The sequence below is a fragment of the Bradyrhizobium sp. AUGA SZCCT0169 genome (assembly GCF_018130085.1).
GTDB lineage: Bacteria > Pseudomonadota > Alphaproteobacteria > Rhizobiales > Xanthobacteraceae > Bradyrhizobium.
Map to the genome: position 1 here is coordinate 122,839 of NZ_JAFCMC010000012.1, position 25,345 is coordinate 148,183.

Annotated in this window: 23 protein-coding genes; 17 read left to right on the forward strand and 6 right to left on the reverse strand. The window is 63.4% G+C overall.

Annotation, left to right across the window (positions count from 1 at the left end; translation table 11 throughout):
• Nucleotides 1-23: 23 nt before the first annotated feature.
• The gene (locus JQ609_RS16375) at nucleotides 24-1,019 is read right to left on the reverse strand and encodes a TRAP transporter substrate-binding protein (RefSeq protein ID WP_212208881.1); all 996 of its coding nucleotides are present in this window, start codon (nucleotides 1,017-1,019) and stop codon (nucleotides 24-26) included.
• Nucleotides 1,020-1,245: 226 nt separating this feature from the next.
• Here JQ609_RS16375 and ugpB point away from each other — a divergent pair, with 226 nt between their 5' ends.
• The 10 genes from ugpB to JQ609_RS16425 all read left to right on the forward strand — a co-directional run bounded on the left by ugpB (nucleotide 1,246) and on the right by JQ609_RS16425 (nucleotide 12,048).
• Nucleotides 1,246-2,559, forward strand: a complete 1,314-nt coding sequence (gene ugpB / locus JQ609_RS16380) for a sn-glycerol-3-phosphate ABC transporter substrate-binding protein UgpB (RefSeq protein ID WP_409411181.1) — start codon at nucleotides 1,246-1,248, stop codon at nucleotides 2,557-2,559.
• Nucleotides 2,560-2,670: 111 nt separating this feature from the next.
• Entirely contained in the window at nucleotides 2,671-3,624 is a 954-nt protein-coding gene (locus tag JQ609_RS16385) for a phosphotransferase (protein WP_212274171.1), read from the forward strand.
• Between the two features lie 236 nt (nucleotides 3,625-3,860).
• Nucleotides 3,861-5,480 carry an ABC transporter substrate-binding protein gene (locus tag JQ609_RS16390; RefSeq protein WP_212274172.1) on the forward strand — a complete coding sequence of 540 codons (1,620 nt, stop codon included), beginning with the start codon at nucleotides 3,861-3,863 and terminating at the stop codon, nucleotides 5,478-5,480.
• Nucleotides 5,481-5,595: 115 nt separating this feature from the next.
• Nucleotides 5,596-6,609, forward strand: a complete 1,014-nt coding sequence (locus JQ609_RS16395) for an ABC transporter permease (protein WP_212208877.1) — start codon at nucleotides 5,596-5,598, stop codon at nucleotides 6,607-6,609.
• Nucleotides 6,610-6,612: 3 nt separating this feature from the next.
• Nucleotides 6,613-7,512 (forward strand): ABC transporter permease, encoded by a 900-nt coding sequence (locus tag JQ609_RS16400; protein WP_212274173.1) that lies wholly within the window; start codon nucleotides 6,613-6,615, stop codon nucleotides 7,510-7,512.
• A 10-nt stretch (nucleotides 7,513-7,522) separates the two neighbouring features.
• On the forward strand, nucleotides 7,523-9,292 hold the full coding sequence (locus JQ609_RS16405) for an ABC transporter ATP-binding protein (protein WP_212274174.1): 1,770 nt from the start codon (nucleotides 7,523-7,525) through the stop codon (nucleotides 9,290-9,292).
• Nucleotides 9,293-9,309: 17 nt separating this feature from the next.
• Complete coding sequence (locus tag JQ609_RS16410) at nucleotides 9,310-9,489, forward strand: DUF4089 domain-containing protein (protein ID WP_212274175.1); 180 nt, start codon at nucleotides 9,310-9,312, stop codon at nucleotides 9,487-9,489.
• Between the two features lie 7 nt (nucleotides 9,490-9,496).
• Entirely contained in the window at nucleotides 9,497-10,873 is a 1,377-nt protein-coding gene (locus JQ609_RS16415) for an AtzE family amidohydrolase (protein ID WP_212274176.1), read from the forward strand.
• Between the two features lie 14 nt (nucleotides 10,874-10,887).
• Entirely contained in the window at nucleotides 10,888-11,280 is a 393-nt protein-coding gene (gene hpxZ, locus JQ609_RS16420) for an oxalurate catabolism protein HpxZ (RefSeq protein ID WP_212208872.1), read from the forward strand.
• Nucleotides 11,281-11,313: 33 nt separating this feature from the next.
• The gene (locus tag JQ609_RS16425) at nucleotides 11,314-12,048 is read left to right on the forward strand and encodes a GntR family transcriptional regulator (protein WP_212208871.1); all 735 of its coding nucleotides are present in this window, start codon (nucleotides 11,314-11,316) and stop codon (nucleotides 12,046-12,048) included.
• 65 nt (nucleotides 12,049-12,113) lie between these two features.
• On the opposite strand, the gene atzF is transcribed toward JQ609_RS16425, so the two are convergent.
• On the reverse strand, nucleotides 12,114-13,901 hold the full coding sequence (atzF, locus tag JQ609_RS16430) for an allophanate hydrolase (RefSeq protein ID WP_212274177.1): 1,788 nt from the start codon (nucleotides 13,899-13,901) through the stop codon (nucleotides 12,114-12,116).
• A gap of 266 nt (nucleotides 13,902-14,167) precedes the next feature.
• A complete protein-coding gene (locus JQ609_RS16435; protein WP_312014865.1) occupies nucleotides 14,168-14,590 on the reverse strand; it encodes a MarR family transcriptional regulator in 423 nt (140 codons plus the stop codon).
• A gap of 241 nt (nucleotides 14,591-14,831) precedes the next feature.
• Between JQ609_RS16435 and JQ609_RS16440 the strand changes: the two genes are divergently transcribed.
• Nucleotides 14,832-16,697: a feruloyl-CoA synthase gene (locus JQ609_RS16440; RefSeq protein WP_212274178.1), complete on the forward strand. Its 1,866-nt coding sequence runs from the start codon at nucleotides 14,832-14,834 to the stop codon at nucleotides 16,695-16,697.
• A gap of 3 nt (nucleotides 16,698-16,700) precedes the next feature.
• Here JQ609_RS16440 and JQ609_RS16445 read toward each other — a convergent pair whose 3' ends face one another.
• Nucleotides 16,701-17,231 carry a MarR family winged helix-turn-helix transcriptional regulator gene (locus JQ609_RS16445; RefSeq protein ID WP_212274179.1) on the reverse strand — a complete coding sequence of 177 codons (531 nt, stop codon included), beginning with the start codon at nucleotides 17,229-17,231 and terminating at the stop codon, nucleotides 16,701-16,703.
• A gap of 111 nt (nucleotides 17,232-17,342) precedes the next feature.
• Here JQ609_RS16445 and JQ609_RS16450 point away from each other — a divergent pair, with 111 nt between their 5' ends.
• Nucleotides 17,343-18,557 (forward strand): ABC transporter substrate-binding protein, encoded by a 1,215-nt coding sequence (locus JQ609_RS16450; RefSeq protein ID WP_212274180.1) that lies wholly within the window; start codon nucleotides 17,343-17,345, stop codon nucleotides 18,555-18,557.
• Nucleotides 18,558-18,988: 431 nt separating this feature from the next.
• Here JQ609_RS16450 and JQ609_RS16455 read toward each other — a convergent pair whose 3' ends face one another.
• Complete coding sequence (locus tag JQ609_RS16455; protein WP_212274181.1) at nucleotides 18,989-19,513, reverse strand: MarR family winged helix-turn-helix transcriptional regulator; 525 nt, start codon at nucleotides 19,511-19,513, stop codon at nucleotides 18,989-18,991.
• Nucleotides 19,514-19,598: 85 nt separating this feature from the next.
• Here JQ609_RS16455 and JQ609_RS16460 point away from each other — a divergent pair, with 85 nt between their 5' ends.
• Genes JQ609_RS16460 through JQ609_RS16470 form a run of 3 tightly spaced genes read left to right on the forward strand, consistent with a single transcriptional unit; the run spans nucleotide 19,599 to nucleotide 22,413 of the window.
• Entirely contained in the window at nucleotides 19,599-20,810 is a 1,212-nt protein-coding gene (locus JQ609_RS16460; protein ID WP_212208865.1) for a cytochrome P450, read from the forward strand.
• Nucleotides 20,811-20,818: 8 nt separating this feature from the next.
• Nucleotides 20,819-21,142, forward strand: a complete 324-nt coding sequence (locus JQ609_RS16465; protein ID WP_212274182.1) for a 2Fe-2S iron-sulfur cluster-binding protein — start codon at nucleotides 20,819-20,821, stop codon at nucleotides 21,140-21,142.
• A gap of 56 nt (nucleotides 21,143-21,198) precedes the next feature.
• The gene (locus JQ609_RS16470) at nucleotides 21,199-22,413 is read left to right on the forward strand and encodes an ABC transporter substrate-binding protein (RefSeq protein WP_212274183.1); all 1,215 of its coding nucleotides are present in this window, start codon (nucleotides 21,199-21,201) and stop codon (nucleotides 22,411-22,413) included.
• A gap of 170 nt (nucleotides 22,414-22,583) precedes the next feature.
• Here the strand turns inward: JQ609_RS16470 and JQ609_RS16475 are convergent, their stop codons facing one another.
• The gene (locus JQ609_RS16475) at nucleotides 22,584-23,858 is read right to left on the reverse strand and encodes an NAD(P)/FAD-dependent oxidoreductase (RefSeq protein WP_212274184.1); all 1,275 of its coding nucleotides are present in this window, start codon (nucleotides 23,856-23,858) and stop codon (nucleotides 22,584-22,586) included.
• A 132-nt stretch (nucleotides 23,859-23,990) separates the two neighbouring features.
• Between JQ609_RS16475 and JQ609_RS16480 the strand changes: the two genes are divergently transcribed.
• Both JQ609_RS16480 and JQ609_RS16485 read left to right on the forward strand, forming a co-directional pair.
• Nucleotides 23,991-24,401 (forward strand): hypothetical protein, encoded by a 411-nt coding sequence (locus JQ609_RS16480; RefSeq protein ID WP_409363554.1) that lies wholly within the window; start codon nucleotides 23,991-23,993, stop codon nucleotides 24,399-24,401.
• Between the two features lie 17 nt (nucleotides 24,402-24,418).
• Nucleotides 24,419-25,315, forward strand: coding sequence for a sigma-70 family RNA polymerase sigma factor (locus tag JQ609_RS16485; protein WP_212274185.1), 897 nt, complete (start codon nucleotides 24,419-24,421; stop codon nucleotides 25,313-25,315).
• Nucleotides 25,316-25,345 lie beyond the last annotated feature (30 nt).

Here is a 25,345-nt window from a genome sequence, read left to right on the forward strand (position 1 = left end):
CCCGTTGCGAGGTTGCGGCCAACTCACTGCACCCCACGAATTCGTTCAATGAGCTGCGCCATCGCGGGGTTTTGCTGCGCCTTGGCGTAAATTCCCGCCATCGCCCCCTCGAGCGGCTTGCGGTCGAAATCGGTGACGATCTTGACGCCGGCGTCTTCCGCCTGCTTGCGCGAGCGCTCTTCGAGATCGCGCCATTTCCCGCGCATGAAGCGGCTCGAACGCATGGCGGCTTCGCGAAAGGCCTTCTGGTCCTCGGGCGACAGGCCAGACCACGCCTTTTTCGACATGACAAGCACTTCGGGGCTCATCGTATGTTCGGTGAGGGTGTAGAAGCCGGCGAATTTGTAGTGATCGGTGGTGACAAAGGACGGCCAGTTGTTCTCGGCGCCGTCGATCAATTTGGTGGAGAGCCCGGTCAGCACCTGACCGTAGGGCAGTGCGACCGGATCGGCGCCGAGCGAGCGGATCATCTCGACCATCTGCTCGGATTGCTGCACCCGAATCCGCAAGCCCTTGAGGTCGGCCATCGAGGTGACCGGACGGACGTGGTTGTAGATCGAACGGGCGCCGGAATCGTAGAACGCGAGGCCGACGAAGCCGTAAGGTTCGAAGCTGTCCAGGATCTCATTGCCGATTGGTCCATCCAGCACCTTCTGCAAATGCTCGATGGAGCGGAACAGAAACGGCATCGCCAGCACATTCATCGCCGGCACCATGGTCCCGATCAATGCGACGTTGGTACGATTGATATCGATGGCGCCTGCGCGGGTCTGCTCCAGGGTTTCCTTTTCCTCGCCGAGCTGGCGCGAATGGAACACCTTGATCTCGTGGCGGCCGCCGGTGCGTTCCGCAACCAGGCTGCCCATATAGTGCAGCGCCTGCACGGTCGGATAACTCTCGTTCTGGGTATCGGCGGCGCGAAATTCGCGCGCAAAAGCGCTCGTTGAGGCCGCTGTCAGGAACAACGCCAGAACAAGCATTATGGTCCGCGAAAGGTCGGCGCGGCGATACACAGGCAACAAATCCCCTTGTGAAGAAGTCTGCGGCGGGAAGAAAAGGTTCAATATTTTTTTAGCAGAAAGCGCCCACACTTGGCTATCCGGAGCCGCTGCAATCGTTAATTGTGCGCTGCGACGGCGGTAGTGGATTGAAACGTCCGGCGCGGGCATCTATGAGGGCGCAGCGCGCAGATTTGATCGCGGCCCAGACAAGCGGTTTTGGCAAAGTGATTCATCAGTGAAGTCGATCTTGAGGCTGTTTCAGTTCGTCGCGCTCGCACTCACCGTGCTGGTGTCTCCGGCGCAAGCGACCACCGAGATCATGTGGTGGCACGCGATGTCGGGTGAGCTCGGCAAGCAGCTGGAGAAGCTCGCGGCCGATTTCAACGCCTCGCAATCCGACTACCGGATCGTTCCGACCTACAAGGGCAATTACACCGAAACGGTTACGGCGGCGATCTTCGCCTTCCGTTCGCGCAGCCAGCCCGCCATCGTTCAGGTCAACGAGATCGCGACCGCGACCATGATGGCGGCAAAAGGCGCGATCTATCCGGTGTTCGAGTTGATGCGCGACCAGTCGGAGCCGTTCTCGCCGGCGGCCTATCTGCCGGCCGTCGCCGGCTATTATTCCGACGTCGCCGGCAACATGCTGTCGTTCCCGTTCAATGCCTCGACACCGATCCTCTACTACAACAAGGACCTGTTCCGCGCCGCCGGTCTCGATCCGGAAGTGGCACCGAAGACCTGGCCCGAGGTGGGGGCCGCGGCGAAGAAGCTGCGCACGGCGGGCGCGGTGTGCGGCCTGACCACCTCCTGGCCTTCCTGGATCAATGTCGAGAATTTTTCGGCATTCCATAACCTGCCGCTGGCGACCAAGGGCAATGGGTTTGGCGGTCTCGACGCCGAACTGACCTTCAACAATCCGACCGTGGTGCGCCACATCACGCAGCTGGCGGAATGGCAGACCACGAAAGTGTACGACTATAGCGGCCGCGGCCAGTCGGCCGAGCCGCGCTTCCAGAAGGGCGAGTGCGGAATCTTCATCGGCTCGTCGGCGACCCGCGCCGACATCAAGGCCAATTCGAAATTCGAGGTCGGCTACGGCTTGATGCCGTATTATCCCGACGTAAACGGCGCGCCGCAGAACACCATCATCGGCGGCGCGACCTTGTGGGTGCTGCGGGCCCGGCCACGCGATGAATATACCGGGGTCGCGAAGTTTTTCGCGTTTCTCTCGAAGCCGGAAGTTCAGGCGGCCTGGCACCAGAACACCGGCTACCTGCCGATCACCCGCGCCGCCTTCGATCTTTCACGGGCGCAGGGGTTCTATGATCGCAATCCCGGCGCGGCGATCTCGATCGAGCAGATGACCCTGAAGCCGCCGACCGAGCACTCCAAGGGAATCCGGCTTGGCTCGTTCGTGCTGATCCGCGACGCGATCGACGAGGAACTGGAGCAGGTCTTCAGTGGCAAGCGGCCCGCGCAAGCCGCCCTCGACCTCGCCGCCGAGCGGGGCAACCGTCTGCTGCGCCAGTTCGAGCGGGCGAATCCGGACCGATAGGACGCGTAGGGTTTCGACTTTTCCGTCATTGCGAGCGAAGCGAAGCAATCCATCGCTCCCAAGGAAAGAAAGAATGGATTGCTTCGCTTTGCTCGCAATGACGGTTGAGTAATGACACCTTCACTGCCGGCCCTCGCAGACTACGAAGCCTTCCATGCCTGGCGCGCCGACCAGTCCCGCTGGCTGCCGGTGGCATCAGACGTCGCGCACGGCCATGGCCTGAAAGCAACATCGCCGCATGTCTTCGCGACCGGTACCAACCTCGTCGTCGGCCTTGGCGATGACCTGATCCTGAAGCTTTTCCCGCCAATGCTTCGCGGCCAGTTTGTCTCCGAGCGCGCATCGCTGAGGCAGTTGCGCGGACAATTGAGCCTCCCGATTCCGGAAATTCTGTTCGAAGGCGAGCGCGACGGCTGGCCCTATCTCATCGTCACGCGGCTGCACGGTGTCGTCGGCTCCGAGGTCTGGCCGGGGTTGCCTGAAGACCAGAAGGAGCGCGTACTTGCGCAGATCGGCGCTTCTATCGCCGAAGTGCAGCGCGCCCCGCTCGGAGAGCTCGCAAGCATCGAGCCGCAATGGGCTGACTTCATCCCGAAACAAATCGAGGGATGTCGCGCGCGCCACACGCGCCTCGGATTGCCGCCAAAGTTCCTTGCCGGGTTCGACGACATCCTGCGCGATGCCGCGACGCTTATTCCACTGGACAAGCCGCCGGTCATCCTCACCGGCGAATACATTCCGGAGAATTTTCTGCTGAGCCGCGACGGCAATGGGTGGCGTCTCTCGGGGCTGTTCGACTTCGGCGACGTGATGACGGGTTTTGGCGAGTATGACCTGTTGGGGCCGAGCGCCTTCATGACCGCGGGGGTGAGGCGACGGGTACGCAGCCTGTTCGAGGGGTTTGGGTATTCAAGCGCCGATATCCATCCGGCGATGAAGCGGCGGTTGATGGCGCTGATGCTGCTGCATCAGCACAGCGACCCGATCCGGCATATCAAGATCGAAGGCTGGCAGGAGAAAGCCGGCGACCTCGTCGAACTGCAGGATCTGGTGTGGCCGACCTGACGGGTGCGACGAAGCCGCACATCAAACAGGCGCTCAGAATATTTGCATAATTAGTGAGCAAACATGCCTCTTTGTATGCAATTTGAGCCTCGCTTTGAGGAGCCGAATGCATCAGAAATTCATATTCATTCGTATTATCAGTCAATTAGATCGTGTTTAGTTTTCCATTAAGGTTTGGCACGAACCTTGCGATTCCCGGTTCCAAAGCCGTTCCCCTCAGGCGTTGGAGCATCACCATGAAGCGTCGCGATTTCCTGAAATCCGTCACGGGGGTCGCCGCGGGCGCCCTGGTGCCGGCGCCGGCCATTTTCTCTCCCGCCAAGGCCGATGCGCGGTCGGAGACGCTTTTGATCGTCTCGGAAGGCGGTCCCAACAACCTCGACATCCATGGCGTCGGCACCAACGTGCCCGGCTATGAAGTGTCGTGGAATTGCTACGACCGCCTGATCACCCATGAGATGAAGAGCGGGCCCGGCGGCGTGCCGTATTACGACCGCGACAAGTTCAAGGGCGAACTCGCCGACGACATGAAGATCGACGACATGTCGGTGACATTCAAGCTGAAGAAGAACGCGAAATTCCACGACGGCGCGCCGGTGACGTCCAAGGACGTCAAATGGTCGCTCGATCGCGCGGTCTCGGTCGGCGGCTTTCCGACCTTCCAGATGAGCGCGGGCTCGCTGACCAAGCCGGAGCAGTTCGTTGTCGTCGATGACAACACGCTGCGGGTGGACTTTGCCAAGAAGGACCGCCTGACGATCCCCGATCTCGCCGTCATCGTGCCCTGCATTGTCAATTCGGAGCTCGTGAAGAAGAACGCCTCCGAGAAGGATCCCTGGGGTCTCGAATATACAAAACAGCAGACCGCGGGCTCCGGCGCCTACAAGCTGTCGAAGTGGACCGCCGGCACCGAAGTCATCATGGAGCGCAACGACGCCTGGGTCGGTGGTCCCCTGCCGAAGATCAAACGTGTGATCTGGCGTATGGTGCCGCAGGCCGGCAACCGCCGCGCGCTGCTGGAGCGTGGCGACGCCGATATCTCCTATGAACTGCCGTTCAAGGATTTCCAGGAGATGAAGGCCAACGGCAAGCTCAACGTGGTGTCGCTGCCGTTCAGTAACGGCATCCAGTATATCGGCATGAACGTCACCAAGCCGCCGTTCGACAATCCCAAGGTGCGCCAGGCGATCGCCTACGCGCTGCCCTATCAGAAAATCATGGACGTCGTGCTGTTCGGCCTCGCCAACCCGATGTTCGGCGCGTCCGCCGACAAGGCCACCGAAGTGGCGTGGCCGCAGCCGACCAAATTCTCCACCGATATGGCCAAGGCGAAGGCGCTGCTCGCGGAAGCCGGCTACGCCAGCGGTTTCGAGACCACGATCTCGTTCGATCTCAATTTCGCAGGGGTCAACGAGCCGCTCTGCGTGCTGGTGCAGGAGAGCCTCGCCCAGATCGGCATCAAGGCCACGATCAACAAGATCCCCGGCGCCAACTGGCGTACCGAGCTGAACAAGAAGGAAATGCCGCTCTATACCAACGTGTTCTCGGGCTGGCTCGATTACCCCGAATACTTCTTCTACTGGTGCTATCACGGCAACAATTCCGTCTTCAACACCATGAGCTACAGGTCGCCGGAGATGGACAAGCTGATCGACGGCGCGCGCAACGCGGCCTCGACCGGCGACAAGGCAGCTTACGACAGCGACGTGAAGGGCTTCGTCGATCTCGCCTACAAGGATATCCCGCGGATTCCGCTGTATCAGCCCTTCGTCAACGTTGCGATGCAGAAGAACATCTCGGGCTATCAATACTGGTTCCACCGCAGGCTGGATTATCGCGCGCTGGTGAAGGCGTGAGGGGCGAATGGTGAGTAGCGAATGGCGAATAGGGGTAGTGAAGGATGAAAGAACGTAGCCGCGATCGTCCATTCACTATTTGCCATTCGCTATTCGCCGGCGCGGAGCGCCTGCCATGCTGACCATGATCGGCAAGCGGCTGATGTTCGCGATCCCGTCGTTGATCGGGGTCGTGATCGTGACGTTTCTGCTGACGCGGGCGCTGCCTGGCGATCCCGCCGCGTACTTTGCCGGGCCCGCCGCGACCAAGGAGGCGGTCGAGCAGATCCGGAAAAAACTCGGCCTCGACAAGCCGCTGATCGAACAGTTCTTCCGCTACACCAATGATCTCGCGCATGGCGATTTCGGCAATTCGCTGACCACCGGCCAGCCGGTCGCCGCCGAAATCCGCAATCGCCTGCCGGCTTCCGCCGAGCTGACGCTGCTCGGCCTGTTCGTTTCCATCGTGATCGCCATCCCGCTCGGCGTGCTCGCCGCCACAAGGCCCGGCTCGTGGATCGATCATCTCTGCCGCATAACGACGACGGCCGGCGTCTCGCTGCCGGTGTTCTTTACCGGCCTGGTGCTGGTCTATGTCTTCTATTTCAGGCTCGGCTGGTCGCCGGCGCCGCTCGGCCGGCTGGACGTGTTCTACAGCGCGCCGCCGACGGTGACCGGCTTCTATCTGATCGACACCCTGATCGCGCGCGATCTCGAGGCGTTTCGTTCCGCGCTGAGCCAGCTGATCCTGCCCGCGACGACGCTGGCGATATTCTCGCTGGCGCCGATCGCGCGCATGACGCGGGCCTCGATGCTGGCGGTGCTGGCCTCGGATTTCGTCCGCACGGCGCGCGCCAGCGGCCTGTCACCGAGCACCGTGATCGTCACCTACGCCTTTCGGAACGCCATGCTGCCGGTCATCACCACGCTCAGCATGGTGTTCTCGTTCCTGCTCGGGGCCAACGTGCTGGTGGAAAAAGTCTTCGCCTGGCCTGGCATCGGCTCCTATGCGGTGGAGGCCCTGATCTCGTCGGATTTCGCGCCGGTGCAGGGTTTTGTGCTGACCATGGCAGTCATGTACGTGCTGCTCAATCTGGTCATCGACATTCTCTACGGCGTGATCGATCCGCGCGTAAGGCTGGAAGGGTAGAGCATGAGCACCGTTGCGCCCGCCGTCGAACCTGTCGGTCCCGCGCGAACCTCGGGACTGACAGCGATCTTCGAGCACACCCGCTATGTGCTCGGCGAGAACCGCGTCACAGCGTTTGCCTTTGGGCTGTTGATCGTGATCCTGTTCGCGGCGGTGTTCGGTCCCTACATCGTGCCCTACGATCCGCTCGCCAGCGACACGTCAGCTGCCTTGAAGGCGCCGTCGGCGGCGCACTGGTTCGGCACCGATCAGTTGGGCCGCGATATCTTCAGCCGCGTCATCGTGGCCACACGGCTGGATGTGTTCATCGCGGTGGCTTCGGTGGCGCTGGTGTTCCTGATGGGCGGCCTTGCCGGCATCGCCGGCGGCTATTTCGGCGGCTGGACCGACCGCATTGTCGGACGTATCGCCGACACCATCATGGCGTTTCCGCTGTTCGTGCTGGCGATGGGTATCGTCGCTGCGCTCGGCAATACCGTGCAGAACATCATCATCGCGACCGCCATCGTGAATTTTCCGCTCTATGCCCGCGTCGCCCGCGCCGAGGCCAATGTGCGCCGCAATGCAGGTTTCGTGCAGGCGGCGCGATTGTCGGGCAATGGTGAGTTCCGGATTTTGCTGGTGCACATCCTGCCCAACATCATGCCGATCATGATCGTGCAGATGTCGCTGACCATGGGTTACGCGATCCTCAATGCCGCGGGCCTGTCGTTCATCGGCCTTGGCGTGCGGCCGCCGACCGCCGAATGGGGCATCATGGTCGCGGAGGGCGCTGGCTTCATGGTGTCGGGCGAATGGTGGATCGCGCTGTTCCCGGGCCTCGCGCTGATGATCGCGGTGTTCTGCTTCAACCTGCTCGGCGACGGTCTGCGTGACATCGTCGACCCGCAGCGAAGAACCTGAGGACATACCGATGACCGCGCAGCCATTGCTCGACGTCAACGACCTCACGGTGGAATTCGCCACGCGGCGCGGCATCGTGAAAGCGGTGCAGCACGTCAACATCTCCGTGGCCAAGGGCGAGACGCTCGGCATCGTCGGCGAGTCCGGCTCCGGCAAGTCGGTGACCTCTTACGCCGTGATGCGGATCCTCGACCGCGCCGGCAAGATCGCCGAGGGCTCGGTGATGTTTTCCGGCATCGACGTCAAGGCCGCGACCGAGAACCAGATGCGGGATTTGCGCGGCCGCGAAATCTCGATGATCTTCCAGAACCCGCGCGCGGCGCTCAATCCGATCCGCAAGGTCGGCGACCAGATCGAGGATGTGCTGCGCCAGCATGTGCAGTCGGCGGCCAGTGATCGCGGCGAGAAGGCGATCGAAGCGCTGGAACAGGTCAAGATCGCGCGGCCGCGCGAGCGGTACCACGCCTATCCGTTCGAGCTCTCCGGCGGCATGTGCCAGCGCGTCGTGATCGCACTGGCGCTGGCCTGCAATCCGCAGCTTCTGATCGCGGACGAGCCGACCACGGGTCTCGACGTCACGACGCAAAAAGCCGTGATGGATCTGATCGTCGAGCTCACGAAGCGGCGCGGCATGTCGACCATCCTGATCACGCATGACCTCGGCCTCGCAGCCGCCTATTGCGATCGTGTGGTCGTGATGGAAAAGGGCCGCGTAGTCGAGACCGCGAAATCCGCCGATATCTTTGCCAACCCTGAACATGCCTACACCAGGAAGCTGATGCGCGCGACGCCGCGGATCGGCGTCTCCTTGCGCGATCTGTTGCCGGAGGAAGACGCGGCGGCGCTACCACCTGTCATGGCCGGGCTTGACCCGGCCATCCATCAATCTTCGAAAGATTCCTTTGAAGCGATGGATCCCCGGGTCAAGCCCGGGGGTGACGAGAAGCCGCTGCTGCTGGTCGAGAAACTGGTGAAGGAATATCCGCGCCAGGGCGCCACGGCCGTTCTCGGCAAGCTGTTTTCCCGCAAGCCGCCGATCGAGACCGAACTATTCCGCGCCGTCGACGGCATCAGCTTTACGGTCGGCCGCGGTGAGAGCGTCGGCCTGGTCGGTGAATCCGGCTGCGGCAAATCGACCACTTCGATGATGGTGATGCGGCTGCTGGATCAGACCTCCGGCCGCATCGTGTTCGACGGCGACGAGATTGGCACCATGCTGCCCAACGCCTTCGCACGGATGCCGCTGCGCAAGAGCATCCAGATGGTGTTCCAGGATCCGACCGACAGCCTCAACCCGCGCTTTACTGCGGCGCGCGCCATCGTCGATCCGATCATGCAGCTCGGCGACATCAGGGGACGCGATGCGCTGCGCGCCCGTTGCGAGGAACTCGCCGGGCTGGTCGGTCTCCCCATTAATCTGCTCGATCGCTTCCCGCATCAATTATCCGGTGGCCAGAAGGCCCGCGTCGGCATCGCTCGCGCGATTGCGCTGCACCCAAAGCTCGTGATCCTCGACGAGCCGACCGCGGCGCTCGACGTCTCCGTGCAGGCGGTGGTGCTCAATCTCTTGCAGGACCTCAAGTCGTCGATGGGTATGAGCTATCTGTTTGTCTCCCATGATTTGAATGTGGTGCGCCTCTTGTGCGATCGTGTCATCGTGATGCGCGCGGGACGAATCGTGGAACATGGCCCGTCCGAACAGGTCTTGGGCAATCCGCAGGACGCCTATACAAAGGAGCTGCTGACGGCGATCCCGCATCCGCCGTTGCCGGTTCACTAAACCTGAATGGGAGCGAAATGGCCGAACCCCTGGACGAATATATCGACGCCGTCGCGAAAGCGCTGGCGTTGCCGGTGGAGGATTCCTGGCGGCCGGCGGTGCGCGCGAATCTTGAAGTATCGCTGAGGCTGGCGCGGCTGGTCGATGAATTTGCATTGCCCGACGAAACCGAGCCCGCCAGTGTCTTCGCAGCCTGACCGCGCCATGACCGCAGAAGAGATCGCCCGGGCCGTGGCCGGCGGCAAGATGACCGCGCTCGCCGCGACCGAAGACGCGCTGGCGCGGATCGCCAAGCATGATTCCGTCCTGAACTCCTTCACTGACGTCACCGCGGATCGCGCACGTGCGAAAGCCCGCGCCGTCGATGCGGCGATTGCGGCGGGACAGAAAGTCGGCCCGCTCGCGGGCGTGCCATTCGCGGTGAAAAACCTGTTCGACGTCAAGGGCCTGCCGACGCGCGCGGGCTCGAAGATCAACCGCGACCTCGCGCCGTCTTCGCGCGATGCGACGTTGGTCGAGCGCATGGAGGCGGCAGGCGCCGTCCTGGTCGGCGCGCTCAACATGGGCGAATACGCCTACGACTTCACCGGCGAGAACGTCCACGACGGCCCGTCGCGCAATCCGCACGATCCGACGCGCATGACGGGTGGCTCCTCCGGCGGCTCCGGCAGTTCGGTCGGCGGCGGCCTGGTGCCGATCGCGCTGGGCTCGGATACCAATGGCTCGATCCGGGTGCCGTCGTCCTTCTGCGGAATCTTTGGCTTGAAGCCGACCTATGGCCGGCTGTCGCGGGCACGGTCGTTTCCGTTTGTCGCGAGCTTCGATCATCTCGGACCGCTTGCGCGCAGCGTCGGCGATCTCGCACTGGCCTATGATGCGATGCAGGGGCCGGATGCCGATGATGCCGCGTGCACGACGCGGCCGGTTGAGCCGGTGACGTCGCAGTTGGCGCATGGTATCGGCGGGCTGCGCGTCGCAATCGCCGGCGGCTATTTCCAGGAGAATGTGTTCCCTGAAGCGGTCGAGGCCGTCGCGCGCGTCGCCAAGGCGCTTGATGCGACACAGACGATCGAAATCCCCGAGGCCGCGCGAGCTCGCGCCGCAGCTTACGTGATTTCCACCACCGAAGGCGCTTCGCTGCATCTTGATCGCCTGCGCAAGCGCCCGAACGATTTCGATCCGGCGGTGCGCGATCGCCTGATCGCGGGCGCGATGGTGCCGGCGCCGCTGGTCGATCGGGCGCAGAAATTCCGCCGCTGGTATCGCATGCAAGTGCTGGAGCTGTTCAAATCGGTCGACGTGATCATCGCGCCTGCCACGCCCTGCACCGCGCCCAAACTCGGGCAGGTAACGTTCAAGCTCGACGGCGTCGAACTACCGGTGCGCGCCAATATCGGCATCCATACCCAGCCGATTTCGTTCATCGGACTGCCCGTGGTCGCGGTGCCGGTGCCGCTGGAGCCGATGCCGATCGGGGTCCAGATCATCGCCGCACCCTGGCGCGAGGATATCGCGCTTCGCGTCTCTCGTGCATTGGAGCAATCCGGCGTTGCTGCGGCGCCTGCGCCAAGAGGAATTTAGCGAGGAATTTAGCCATGGATATCGATCTTCCCGACGTGCTCGCTGAAGTGTCAGCGCAATTCGCGCGCTATGAAGCGGCGCTGGTATCGAACGACGTCGCGGTGCTGGATGAATTGTTCCGCAACGATCCCCGCACGCTGCGCTACGGCATCAACGAAAACCTCTACGGCTATGAGGCCATCATGGCGTTCCGCGCCGGCCGCTCGCCGGTGGGGCTGATGCGTACGACCGACAAGACTGTGATCACCAGCTATGGCCGCGATACCGCTGTTGCCTCGACGTTGTTCTATCGCGATGCGTGGAGCGGCAAGAAGGTGGGGCGGCAGATGCAGACCTGGGTGCGGTTTCCTGAGGGGTGGAGAATCGTCGCCGCCCACGTCAGCATCATCGACGAGCCGGCCTCGTAGGGTAGGATTTCGAAAGGATTTGGGTCAAACGACATGAGCCTTGACGATCTTCCTACCCGCAGCCCGCAATCCGGCCCCGAAGGCGAGCCGGTGGTGCGGCGCGTCGACCGCGCCTCGCCGCAGGCGGACAAGGTCACGCGCGCGGAGGAACTTCGGCTGCAGCTCGCGGACGAGATCGTGCGCGGCGTGCTGGCGCCGGGGTCGGGGCTGGACGAGACCGATATTGCGCGGCGCTTCAGCGTGTCGCGGACGCCGGTGCGCGAGGCGCTGCGGCAGCTGGTGGCGAGCGGTCTCGTCGAATCCCGCGCCCATCGCGGCGCCGTGGTGGCGCAGCCGTCGATCGAGCGGCTAACCGAAATGTTCGAGGCGATGGCGGAGCTGGAAGCGCTGTGCGCAGGCCTTGCCGCGGAGCGGATGCCGGCGGCGGATCGCCAGAAGCTCGAAAGCATCCACGAGGAATTGCGGGTGCTGAGCTACGCCGGCAATCCTGAAAGATTCCACGAAGTCAACGAGCGCTTTCACAACGCGATCTATGCCGGCTCGCAGAACGGCTATATCGCCGAGATGACGCTAGCGACGCGGGTGCGGGTGCAGCCGTTCCGGCGTGCCCAGTTCCGCAATCTCGGCCGCCTCGCCAAATCGCACGCCGAGCACGACCGTGTCGTGGTCGCGATCATGCGCGGCGACAAAACCGGCGCCGCGGCCGCGATGCGTGCGCATATCGAACTGGTGCGCGGGGAGTATGAGCTCTACGCGGTGTCGGTGTAAGTGGGCGAATGGGGAGTGGCGAATAGCGAATAGGGAGGTTCGCTTAGCTACTCGCTACTCGCCTCTCATCTCTGCGCCATGAACGCCCGCCAGCCGCCGAATGCGGAAATATCGCGTGCGCCTGTAACAGCCGCCGGTTCGACCAAAAACCCCTTCACGCCGCGGCCGTCCGCGAGACGAATGGTGCCGATCGACAGCGGCGGCGGAATCGCGGCGACGAACTTTCCGAACGCCGCCGCCGACAGCGCCCAGAGTTCGAGCTTGATCTGCGATCCCGCGCCAGCCTTGACGCGCAGCATGCCGGGTTTTGGCGGCGTGGTGTCGAGCGCATAGAGCCTGTAGTTCGGCGCGGTCGAGGTTTCCTCCAGCAGGCGTCCGCCGAGTGACGTCAGCTCGCCGTTCAGCGCCATGCCGGATAGATGCGCGCCGACCGCCGCGATTGCGATTTCGTCGCCGCTGAGTTGTGGCGAGGGCGCTGCGAGCGGCGGCTGCGTCAGGCCCTTGGCGCCCATCTTCAGTCCAGTGTGGGCATGGAAGGCGCGGCCCATGCTGGCGAGCTGCGCGTCGTGGCCGGCCGGCGCGAGCAGCGTGATGCCGAACGGGATGCCGTCCGGCCGCATCGCCGCCGGCAATGCCAGCCCGCAGAGATCGAGCAGATTGACGAAATTGGTGTAGGTGCCGAGCCTGGAATTGAGCTCGATCGGATTGGCCAGCACCTGCGCCGTTGAATAGGCGGTTGGCGCCGTCGGCAGCACCAGCGCGTCGATGTCGGTAATGGTGCGCTCGGCGACGCGCCGCAGCGCCTGCAAACGATAGAGCGCCGCGAAGGTATCGGCCGCGGTCGGCCGCGCGCCGGCCATGGTGATCTCGCGCGTGACGGGATGAATCGCATCCGGCGACGATGCCAGGAGATCGCGGATCACGAGAAAACGTTCGGCGACCCACGGTCCCTCATAGAGCAGCCGCGCGGTCTCATAAAACGGTTCGAGATCGAATTCGACCAGGGTTGCGCCGAGTGAGGTCCAGCGCTTCAGCGCTTCGCCATAGGCCTGCTCCGACTCACGGTCGCCGAAGAAGATCAACTGACCGCTACGGGGAACGCCGAGCCGCAACTGTCCGGGAAACGCGGTGACCGCGCCGAGCGGCCGGTCGCGTGAAAACGGATCGGCGTCATCGGGGCCGGCCATCGCTGATAGCGCCGCCACGGCGTCATCCACCGTGAGCGCGAACACCGAAATGCAATCCAGCGTGCGGCAGGCCGGCACCAGCCCGGCATTGGAGATCAGCCCGAGGCTCGGCTTCAACCCGACGATGTTGTTGAGCATCGCCGGCACACGGCCACTTCCGGCGGTGTCGGTGCCGAGCGCCAGCGGCACCAATCCGGCTGACACCGCGACTGCCGATCCCGAACTCGATCCGCCCGGAACGAGATCGGCGCGGATCGGATTTGTCGGGATGCCATAGGGCGAGCGCACGCCGACGAGGCCGGTCGCGAACTGGTCGAGATTGGTCTTGCCGATGATGATGGCGCCGGCCGCGCGCAGCTTTGCGACCGCGGTCGAGTCCTGCGTCGGCGAATAAGAAAACGCCGGGCAGGCGGCCGTGGTCGGCAGGCCCAGCGCGTCGATATTGTCCTTCACCGCGACCGGCACGCCCAGCAGCGGAAGCGTCGCCGGATCCTTTGCGCTCAGCGCTTGCGCCTCCGCCAGCGCGTCCCTTTCGTCGCGCAGGGAGATGAACACGGCCGGATCGTTGTGGTCGCGGATGCGCTGATAGCTGCGCGCGACGGTTTGCGCCGGCGTCATGGTGCCGGCGCGGTGCGCGGCGACGATCGCAGCAACGGTTTCAGTCAATTGATGCCCCGTCCTGGGTTGGCTGAGGTCAGTCACGGTCGACTTACCAAAGCGAGGAGTTCCGTCCGGATTGAAGCAAGCGATGTGCCATTGTGTACAATTAGGGATGCAACCCAAGAGACGGCAATAACCCTGCAATGTTCGTGGGTTAGTTGCCTTGTCGGAAAACGAGGCGTGTCCGCGGTCCAAGCGCGGCGCCTTGTCTCTGCCTAATTTGTAGGCGGCATTGTCAGTTGTGGGGCTTGGAGTTCGTCGCGCCCGCGCGCTCAGGTGAACGCCGCCAGAATCCGGAGCAGGTGCTCCCGATTCGCGGCCCCGATCTTCTCGGCGACGTGACGCTCGTGTTCGGCCGCGAGCAGCTTGAACTGCCGCAGCGATGCCTCGCCCCGCCCGGTCAGGTGCAGCGCGTGGGAACGGCGGTCGGTCCTGGATTGGACGCGCCGCACCAGCTTGCGATCTTCGAGACTGTCCAGCAGGTGCACCAGCCGGGCGCGCTCGATCCCGAGCCGCTTGGCGACCGCCATCTGGCTCAGGCCCGGATTGGCACCGATCACCGTCAGCACCGAATATTGCGTCGGCTTGATATCGACCGCCGCCAGCGTCCGGATGAAGTCCTGAAAGATCCAGATCTGGAAGCGCCGCACCGCGTAGCCGGCATGGCCGACCAGCCCGTCGAGGCCGACCTCGATATCTTGCTCCCGGTGGCGTGCCTTGCCATTTCCGCGCTTGTCGTTCGCGGAAACGGGGGTTTTCAAGGCTGGTTGGGTCGCTCTGCTGGACACATGCTTCTCCCCGCGTCGCTCTCCTTCTAGCGCTTTGCGGCCGGGAAGGAAATATTGTTGTTGACGACAACAATTGTTGTGACCAACAATATGCGCAAGAGCGGCCCAAAGAGGCCGGCGGCCGACGGGCCGCGCGAGGAGGAAACCGATGACGACAGCCGCCGCCACAGGCCGCGACCCATCCGAAGCGCTGTTCGCGAGGCCTGCGATCTCTGCCGATCGCCGCGCGGACGGCAGCATCATCCTGAAATCGACGGTGCCGCTGAAGCCAGGCGCGCGCTGCGTCGGCGATTGGCTGGAACATTGGGCCCGGCAGACGCCGGAGCGGATTTTTCTTGCCGACCGCAAGACGCCGGATGCGCCGTGGAACAAGGTCACTTATGCCGGTGCATTGCGGCAGGTTCGCTCGGCTGCGGCGTGGATTCTGGCGCAGGGGCTGAGCGCGGAACGGCCCTTGGTGATCCTGTCCGACAACAGCGTCGACCATGCATTGTTCGCGCTGGCCGCCCAGCATGTCGGCGTGCCCTCGGCGGCGATCTCGCCGGCCTATTCGCTGATGTCGAAAGATTTCGACAAGCTCAAGGGCATGATCAAGCTGCTCGGGCCCGGCGCGATCTATGTCTCCAGCGCCAAGCCATTCGCGGCGGCGCTCGCGGCGATTGCACCGCTGCACTCGGCTGCGATCGTCAGCAGCGATTCCAGCGATAGCGATGTGATCCCGTTCCGCTCGGTTGCGGCGACGCCGGAAACGCCGGCCGTCGAAAAGGCTTTCAAGGCGGTGACGCCGGACACGATTGCAAAGTTCCTGTTCACCTCGGGTTCGACTGGCACGCCGAAGGCTGTGATCAACACCCAGCGCATGCTGACCTCGAGCCAGCAGGCCAAGGCGCAGACTTGGACGTTCCTCGAGGCGGCGCGCGACGATCTCGTGATTCTCGACTGGCTGCCGTGGAGCCACACGTTCGGCGCCAACCACAATTTCAATCTGGTGCTCCGCAATGGCGGCACGCTCTATGTCGACGGCGGCAAGCCAGCGCCGGGGCTGTTCGCGACGTCGCTGGCGAACCTGCGCAGCGTGATGCCGACGGTGTATTTCAATGTGCCGCGCGGTTTTGATATGCTGATCGCGGCGCTCCGCAGTGACGACGAGCTGTGCGGCAAGTTTTTCAGCGAGGTGAAGTTCGCGTTCTATGCGGGTGCCGCGCTGCCGCAGAATCTCTGGGATGCGCTGGAGGAACTCTCGATCAAAACCAGCGGCCGCGCGTTGCCGATGGTATCGGCCTGGGGCTCGACCGAAACCTCGCCGCTCGCGACCGACTGCCATTTCCAGGCCAGGCGCTCCGGCAATATCGGCGTGCCGATATCAGGGACAGAGCTGAAGCTGGTACCGTCAGGCGACAAGCTCGAAGTGCGGGTGCGCGGACCGAATGTCACGCCGGGCTACTGGAAGGCGCCGGAACTCACCGCGCAGGCATTCGATGCGGAAGGCTTTTATTTGATCGGCGATGCCGTGACCTTTGCCGATCCTGAGCGACCAGAACTCGGATTGTTCTTCGACGGCCGCGTCGCCGAGGATTTCAAGCTCAACTCCGGTACCTGGGTCAATGTCGGCACGCTGCGCGTCGCCGGCATCGCAGCACTCGCGCCGCTGGCGCAGGACATCGTCGTCACCGGCCATGGTGGCGATGAAGTCCGTTTTCTGGTGTTCCCCAACATCGCCGCTTGTCGTGCCCATGCCGGTCTGCCCGACGGCGCCGGCGCCGACGAGGTCATCGGTCACGAAAAAGTTCGCGCCGCGATCGGGCAGGGCCTCGCCAAACTGAAAGCGCAGGGCGGCAACTCATCCGGCCACGCCACGCGCGCGTTGCTTTTGGCCGAGCCTGCCTCCGTCGATGGTGGCGAGATCACCGACAAGGGCTACATCAACCAGCGCGCGGTGCTGACCCGGCGGGCAGGCGCGGTAGCGACGCTGGACGACGGCGCGTCGACCGAGTGGATCGGCTGCGCCGGCTAGATATCAAGCGATTTCGCTTCGCGAAAGTTCGCGCCGGTAGGCCTCGACCAGCCGCGTCAGCATGTGAAGAAATGCCGCCCTCTCTGGCTTGCTGAGCGGGGCGAGCGTCTGTTCATTGAAGATCTCGCCAGCCCGGCTTGCCTCATCGGCCCGTCTTTGCCCGGCCGCGCTGAGCGAAAGCTCGACCGCGCGCTTGTCGCGGGACGATCGCTTGCGCCTCACGATGCCGGCCTCTTCCATGGCAGACAGGATCTTCACGAGGTTGGGCAGCTGCATCTTGAGCACTGCGGCGAGTTCGCTCTGCGTCACGGCCTCGTTGTCGCGCACGGTCATGAGGATGGAATATTCCACCGGCGACACTTCCAGCGCCTGGAAGTGCCGGAAGAAAGCTTCGAAATTCAAGAGCTGCAGGATCCGGATCATGAACCCGGGCGTCTGCTGTAACGCGCTCAGATCGAGCGACTTTTTCTTGTCATCGGCGGTTTCAACCAGCGGGGTTTTTTTCGCCGCGGCGCGGCTGCGGGTCTTTTGCATTGTTCGGTGATTCCCGGTCGAGATTGACTCTCCGAAAAATACTTATATTATATAAGTAATTTCGGCAGCGTGAAGATTGCCTTTTGGAGTTGTAAACACAGGGAGGTCCGGATGGGTCATGTTTTTTCGCGGCTGAAGACGCCGCTGGTTGCTGCGGCCGCGGTCCTGCTCGTCTCGGGCGCGCAGGCGCAGGAAAAAGTCCGCATCGGTATCCTGAACGATCAGTCCGGCGTGTTCGCGACCTACCAGGGCATCGGCTCGGTGGTCGCGGCGCAGATGGCGGTCGAGGATTACGGCGGCAAGGCCGCCGGCAAGGTCGTGGAGGTGGTCGCGGCCGATCACCAGAACAAGCCTGACATCGGCGTCGGCATCGCGCGGCGCTGGTATGAAAACGAAAGCGTCGATGCGATCTTTGATCTGCCGAACTCGGCGATCGCGCTCGCGGTCGCCGGCATCAGCGAACAGAAAAACAAGGTGTTCATCGGCTCCGGCGCCGGAACCGTGCTGCTGACCGGCGCGAAATGCACCCCCAACACCGTACACTGGACCTACGACACCTACGCCTATGGCCACGGTCTCGGCAAGGCGGTGGTGGCGAAGGGCGGCAAGAAATGGTTCTTCCTGACCGCCGACTATGCGTTCGGGCATGACCTGGAAAAGCAGGCGATGGAAGCGGTTAAGGCCGCCGGCGGCGAGGTGGTCGGCGCCGTCCGTCATCCGCTGGGGACGGCGGATTACGCCTCCTTCCTGCTGCAGGCGCAAGGCTCGGGTGCTGATATCGTCGGCATCGCCAATGCCGGCGACGACACCATTACGTCGATGAAGCAGGCGGCCGAATTCGGCCTGACCCAGAAGCAGAAGCTGGTCGGCCTGATCCTTGGCATGAACGGGTTGCCGGCGCTGACGCTGAAGGCGGCACAGGGCGCGCAGATCATGAATCCGTTCTACTGGGATCTGAACGACGGCACCCGCCGCTTCGCCGCAAAGTTTGCCGAGCGCCACCCGCAGAAGAACTATCCCAACGACATGCAGGCCGGCGTCTATGCCTCGGTGATTCACTACCTCAAGGCCGTCGACAAGGCTGGCGGCGCCACCGACGGCAAGGCCGTTGTCGAAGCGATGAAGGCGATCCCGACCGACGATCCCCTGTTCGGCAAGGGCTTCATTCGCGCCGACGGCCGAAAGATCCATCCGCTCTATCTGCTCGAGGTCAAGAAGCCCGATGAGTCGCAGTCGAAATGGGACCTTTTGAAAGTGGTCGGCACGATCAAGGGCGAGGATGCATTCCGGCCCGAGAAGGACGGCGGCTGTCCGCTGTCGAAATAGACGGCGCGCCGTAGCGCGCGATCATCGTCAGGGTCTGGCCCAAAAGCAGTCAGTACTTTCGCTTTCTCGTCATGGCCGGGCTTGTCCCGGCCATCCACGTCTTTCTTGCTTAATGGATGCAAAGACGTGGATGCCCGGCACCCGTCTCCGCCAGGGCTTCGACGGGGCCACGAGTGGTCGGCCCGCCGAAGCTTTAGCGAAGGCGGCAAGGCCGGGCATAACCATTTCGTTGCCTTAGCAACACTCTATTGTTGCCACGGCAACTAATTCGTGACAGTCTCGCGATCAATGATGGCCACAGAAGCAGCCCAGCTGCCGGGTCTCGCAGGGAGGTATGGATGCCCGAAAGCAAAGGCGGGTCACGGAACGCCGCCGCTTCATACGCGGCGCGGACCGCCGCGCATCACATGAAATGGTCGTTGCTGGGCCGCCTACGGGCCACCGACGCCCTTGACGGCGTCGAGATTGCCGTGGACGCGGCGCAGCAGGTCGATCAGCACTTCCCGCTCGTCCTTGCGCAGGACGGACAGCAGCCGTCGTTCGCGTTCAAGCGCGGCGACGATGACCTTGTCGTGGGTCGCGCGTCCCTTCGCGGTCAGCGATATCGAATGGGTGCGTCCGTCGTCCGGGGCGGTCCGGATCGCGATCAGGCCGCGCTTCTGCAGCATCGACAGGGTGCGGCTGACCGGCCCCTTGTCGAAGCCGATCACGTGGCAGATCCGCGAGGCCGGGATGCCGGGCTCGATCGCCAACAGCGACATGATCCGCCATTCCGTGACGTTGACGCCGAAATTGCGCTGATAGAACGCGGTGGCGCTGTTCGAGAGCTTGTTGGCGATGAAGGTGATGAACGCCGGAACGTAGCGCTCGAGATCGAGGGTCGGGCCGTCATCGGCATCTGCGACCTCCACCGGTCTCGGCCGGCGCGCATTCCTGGCGGGTGGTTGACTGCTCATGTCCCTGATCATCGCTGCAAACGCTAGGCTTGAGAGATAGGGACATGCGCCAGCGCTTTACAAGAACAAACTTTGGGAGGTCGGAATGAGTGCATCAGGCTTCACGCCATCGGCAGGCGTGCCGCATATGGACATCGATCCGTTCTCGATCGAGTTCTTCGAAGACCCGCATCCCGCCCACGAGGTGCTCCGGGAAGCCGGGCCGGTCGTTTGGTTCGACAAATGGAAGGTCTACGGCGTCGCCCGCCATGCCGAGGTCCATGCCGTCCTCAACGATCCCCTGACCTTCTGCTCCAGCCGCGGCGTCGGCCTCAGCGACTTTGCGAAGGAAAAGGCCTGGCGGCCGCAAAGCATCATTCTGGAGGCCGATCCGCCGGAACATGCGCGCACGCGGGCGGTGCTGAGCCGGGTGCTCTCGCCGACGGTGATGAAGCAATTGCGCGGCAGCTTTGTCGCAGCCGCCGAATCCCGGGTGGAAGCGCTGCTCGCCAAAGGCAGCTTCGACGCCATCGCCGATCTCGCCGAGGCCTATCCGCTGTCCGTGTTTCCCGATGCGCTCGGGCTCAAGCCGGAGGGGCGCGAAAACCTGCTGCCCTATGCGAGCCTCGTCTTCAATTCGTTCGGGCCGCCGAACCAGCTGCGCCAGGACGCGATCGAACGCTCCGCGCCGCATCAGGCCTATGTCGCCGAACAATGCCAGCGCGAAAATCTCGCGCCCGGCGGTTTCGGCGACTGCATCCATGCCCGCGCCGATGCCGGCGACATCACGGCGGCGGAAGCGCCATTGCTGGTGCGCTCGCTGCTCAGCGCCGGCCTCGATACCACGGTCAACGGCATCGGCGCGGCGGTCTATTGCCTGGCGCGTTTTCCCGATCAATGGGCGCGGCTGCGGAGTGACCCGACGCTGGCGCGCAACGCCTTTGAGGAGGCGGTGCGGTTCGAAAGCCCGGTGCAGACGTTCTTCCGGACCACGACACGGGACGTCGAGATCAGCGGGTCGCGGATCGGCGAGGGCGAGAAAATCCTGATGTTCCTCGCCGCCGCCAACCGCGATCCGCGGCGATGGGACCGGCCTGACGAATATGACGTTACCCGCAAGACCAGTGGCCATGTCGGTTATGGCTCCGGCATCCACATGTGCGTCGGCCAGCTGGTCGCGCGGCTGGAAGGCGAGGCGGTGCTTTCGGCGCTGGCCAAACGGGTCAGTGCGATCGAGATCACGGGGCCGGCGACGCGCCGTTTCAACAACACGCTCCGCGGCCTCGAAAGCCTGCCCGTGTCAATCAAAGCAGCGTGAGCCTGATCATGCCGACCATCATTTTCAATCGCCCCGACAACCGTTCCGAACGCGTCGACGCGAGCGCCGGCGACAGCGTCATGCAGGTCGCAACCACGCACGGCGTCGACGAGATCGTGGCCGAGTGCGGCGGCAACACCATGTGCGCGACCTGCCATGTCTATGTCGATGAAGGCTGGATCGCGCGGCTCGCGACGATGAGCGAGGAGGAGGATGAGCTGCTCCACGGCGTCGCCGCCGAGCGGCTGCCAAACAGCCGGCTGTCCTGCCAGATCAAGATCACGCCGGAGCTCGACGGCCTCGTCGTGCGGCTGCCGGACCGGCAGATCTGAATTCAAACCCGGCGCAGTCCGGGAACAACAACGATCACATCGATAGGGAGAGAATGATGAAGAATACCAGGGTCTATCTGGCGCTCGCGCTATCCTGCGCCGCGTTCGGACCGGCGCGGGCGGAGATTTCCGAAAATGTCGTCCGGGTCGGCGTGCTCAACGACATCTCCGGCATCTTCCAGGACACCAACGGCATGGGGTCGGTGGAAGCCGCGCGCATGGCGGCGGAAGATTTTGGCGGCGGCGGCAAGAACATCAAGGTCGAGATCGTCTATGCCGATCACCAGAACAAGGCTGACGTCGGTCAGGGGATCGCGCGCAAATGGCTCGATGTCGAGGGTGTCGATGCCATTGTCGACGTGCCGAACTCGGCGGTCGGGCTCGCCATCAATGCGCTGGTGCGGGACTCCCGCATGACGTTCCTGGCGTCATCGACAGCGAGCTCCGACCTGACCGGCAAGGCCTGTTCGCCCAACACCATTCAATGGGTCAACGACGCCTGGGCCACCGGCAACACCACGGCGGCGGCGATGATGGGGCGCGGTGGCAAGGACTGGTACTTCGTCACGGTCGACTATGCGCTCGGCAAGGGCATCGAGGCCGAAGCCACCAACTACATCGAAAAGAATGGCGGCAAGGTGCTGGGCTCGAGCAAGCATCCGCTCGGCACGTCGGACTTCGCGTCGTTCCTGCTGCAGGCGCAGAGTTCCAAGGCCAAGGTGATCGGCCTTGCCAATGCCGGCGGCGACACCATCAATGCGGTCAAGCAGGCCAATGAGTTCGGCATCCAGCAGAGCGGCCAGACCATGGTGGCGTTCCTGTTGTTCGTCAACGACGTGCACGGCATGGGATTGAAGATCGCGCAGGGGCTCCAACTGCTGGAGGCGTTTTACTGGGACATGGATGACGACACCCGCGCGTTCGCAAAGCGCTTTGCGGCGCGGCCGGGCATGAACGGCAAGATGCCGAGCGGCAACCAGGCCGGCGTCTATGCCTCCACGCTGGCCTATCTCAACGCGGTGGCGGCGACCGGCAGCGACCACGCCAAGGACGCGGTGCCGCAGATGAAGAAGTTCAAGGGTAAGGACAAGCTGTTCGGCGACGTCACCATCCGCCAGGACGGCCGCGTCATCCACCCGATGTACCTGTTCGAGGTGAAGAAGCCGGCGGAGTCGAAATATCCGTATGACTATTACAAGCTGGTCTCGACGATCCCGGCCGATCAGGCGTTCCGGCCGATGGCGGACGGCGGGTGTTCATTGGTGAAGTGAGGGTCGCGCCGTCGCGGTTTCTTACCTCACCCCGCTGCGGGGAGAGGTCGGATCGCATCGCAGATGCGATCCGGGTGAGGGGGTACAGGTCTCACGAGTGACGTCACTCTTGGAGAGAGCCCCTCACCCCGACCCTCTCCCCGCAAGAGCGGGGCGAGGGAGAAGATCGCTCACCCCGTCACCTTGCTGCTCCCTTGCGTGATCAGCCGCGCCGCTCGCTGATTCCTGGCGTGGATCCAGAGCCAGCTCATGGCGACGCTGAGCCGGTGGCGCAGGCCGATCAGGAAATAGATGTGGGCGATGCCCCAGATCCACCAGGCGAGATTGCCGCGCAGCTTCATCCAGCCGAAATCGATCACCGCCTTGCGCTTGCCGATCTGCGCCAGGCTGCCGGCATGTTTGTAGCGGAACGGTGGCAGCGTCCCGCCGCCGAGCCGCGCCTTGATGAGGGCAGCGACGTAGCGGCCCTGTTGCTTGGCCGCCGGCGCAATGCCGGGCACCGGATTTCCGCTCGCATCTGCAATCGTTGCGGTGTCACCCACAGCGAAAATATCGGGATGACCGGGCACTGTCAGGTCCGGCTTTACCTGCACGCGATAGGCGCGATCGGCGGGCGCGCCCAGCCATTCGGCCGCGCGTGAGGCACGTACGCCCGCGGCCCAGATGATGGTTTTCGCGTCGAGCCTGGTGTCGCCATAGACCACGCCATCGATGCTGCATTCCGTCACCGGCTTTCCCAGCATCACTTCGACGCCGAGGCCCTCGAGTGAGGTTTGCGCGTAGGCCGAGAGATCGTCGGGAAAGCCCGCGAGCACGCGAGGACCTGCCTCGATCAGCACCACGCGCGCCTTGCTGGTGTCGATGTTGCGGAAATCCTTCGGCAGCGTGTCCCTGGCGAGGTCGGCGATGGTGCCGGCGAGTTCGACGCCGGTGGGGCCTGCGCCGATGATGACGAAAGTCAGCAGCGCGGCGCGCCGCGCCGGATCGGTTTCGCGCTCGGCGCGCTCGAAGGCGACCAGGATGCGCCGCCGCAGCGTGGTGGCGTCCTCCAGCGTTTTCAGCCCGGGTGCGAACGGTTCCCATTCGTCGTGGCCGAAATAGGCGTGACGCGCACCGGTGGCAAGGATCAGCGTGTCATAGGGCAGTGCCTCGCCGTCATCGAGCAGCACGCGCTTGCCCGCGGCGTCGACGCCATTGACGTTGGCGAACAGCGTCGTGACATCGGGCCGGTCGCGCAAGAGGTAACGGATCGGCCAGGCGATCTCGGAGGTCGCCAACGATGCGGTGGCAACCTGATAGAGCAGCGGCTGGAACAAATGGTGGTTGCGCCGGTCGATCAGCGTGATTTTGACAGGTGCGCCGGCTAGCCCGAAGGCGGCTTCCAGCCCGCCGAAACCGGCGCCGACGATCACCACGTGGTGCTGACGTTTCGGCACTGTCGTCATGGAATCCGGCCTCGGTTCGAGATGTCTCCGTGCCCTCATTATGTAGTTATTTGTGCACTGCTTCCAAGAGAAGCTTCAAGCCGTGTTTGCCAATCGACCGATAGCGAAAGCGCATCGTGAGGGATGAAACACATGGCCGAAAATATTCTTTTCGAGCCTGCATCCTTTGCCCACCGCCAGACGTCCTTGGGTCGAGCTGCCAGGTTCTGCAGCACCCACGCCATGGAGAAGCACATGAAACGGACCCTGATCAGGTATAAAACAAAACCTGAAATGACCGAGAAGAACGCCGAACTGGTCGCCGCGGTGTTTGCCGAACTGAAGGCGCTGCAGCCGGAGGGCGTCCGTTATCTCTCGCTGCGGCTGGAAGACGATACGTTCATCCATTTCGTTGAGACCACGGCCGATGATGGCGCCAGCGCGTTGCCCAAACTGGCATCGTTTGCCGCCTTCCAGAGTGGTATTCGGGAGCGTTGCGCTGAACCGCCGCTGGCGCGCGCCGTTACCATCGTCGGCAATTATCGGATGCTGGGCGAGATATGAGCTCTTCGGAAGCGCGAATGACAGAGTTACCTGAAGCCTCGCCAGCCGCGACGGATATCGATGCGCTTCTGGTCGCGCTGCGGCCAAAACTGCATCGCTATTGCGCGCGCATGGTGGGTTCGGTGATCGACGGCGAGGACGTGCTGCAGGACGCGCTGATCAAGGCGGTGGAAGCCTTGTCAGCCCCTAGAGCGTTTTCCAGCGGCAATCCCGAGGGTTGGCTGTTCCGGATTGCACACAACACCGCGCTGGACTTTTTGCGTAGGCGCAAGCGCCAGGAGGCGCTTTTTTCGGGGGAGGAGGCGGAGATGATGGCCGACCAGCTCGATGCCGTGACAAGCCGCCAGATCGCGAACGCCAGTCTGCGCACCTTCATGCGCCTCAATGTGACGCAACGCTCATCCGTGATCCTGATGGATGTGCTCGGATATTCGCTGGCGGAAATCTGCGCTGTCATGGACGTGAGCCTTGCCGCGGCCAAGGCCGCGCTGGTTCGCGGCCGCGCACAACTTCGAAAATATGCCGATGAGCCTGACGATGCGCCGCAGCCGAAATTGTCCGACGCCGATCGCAAGCGGCTCGGCGCTTATGTCGCCCATTTCAATGCGCGGGATTTCGACGCCATCCGCGCCATGATTGCGGATGACGTACGGCTCGATCTCGTCAACAAGGCCCGCATGACCGGCAAGGCCGAAGTGTCGCGTTACTTCGGCAACTATTCCAAAGTCAGCGACTGGCATCTGGTGCCTGGCCTGGTGGAGGGGCAACCGGCGGTTCTGGTGTTCGATCCGAACGAGCCCAACTCGAAGCTGAAATACTTCATGCTGCTGAACTGGTCGGCCGACAAGGTCGCCACCATCAGGGATTTCCGCCACGCGCCTTACGTCATCGATGGGGCTGAATATCAGGTTTGAGCAACTCTGCGCGCGTTCTGGACCAGCGCA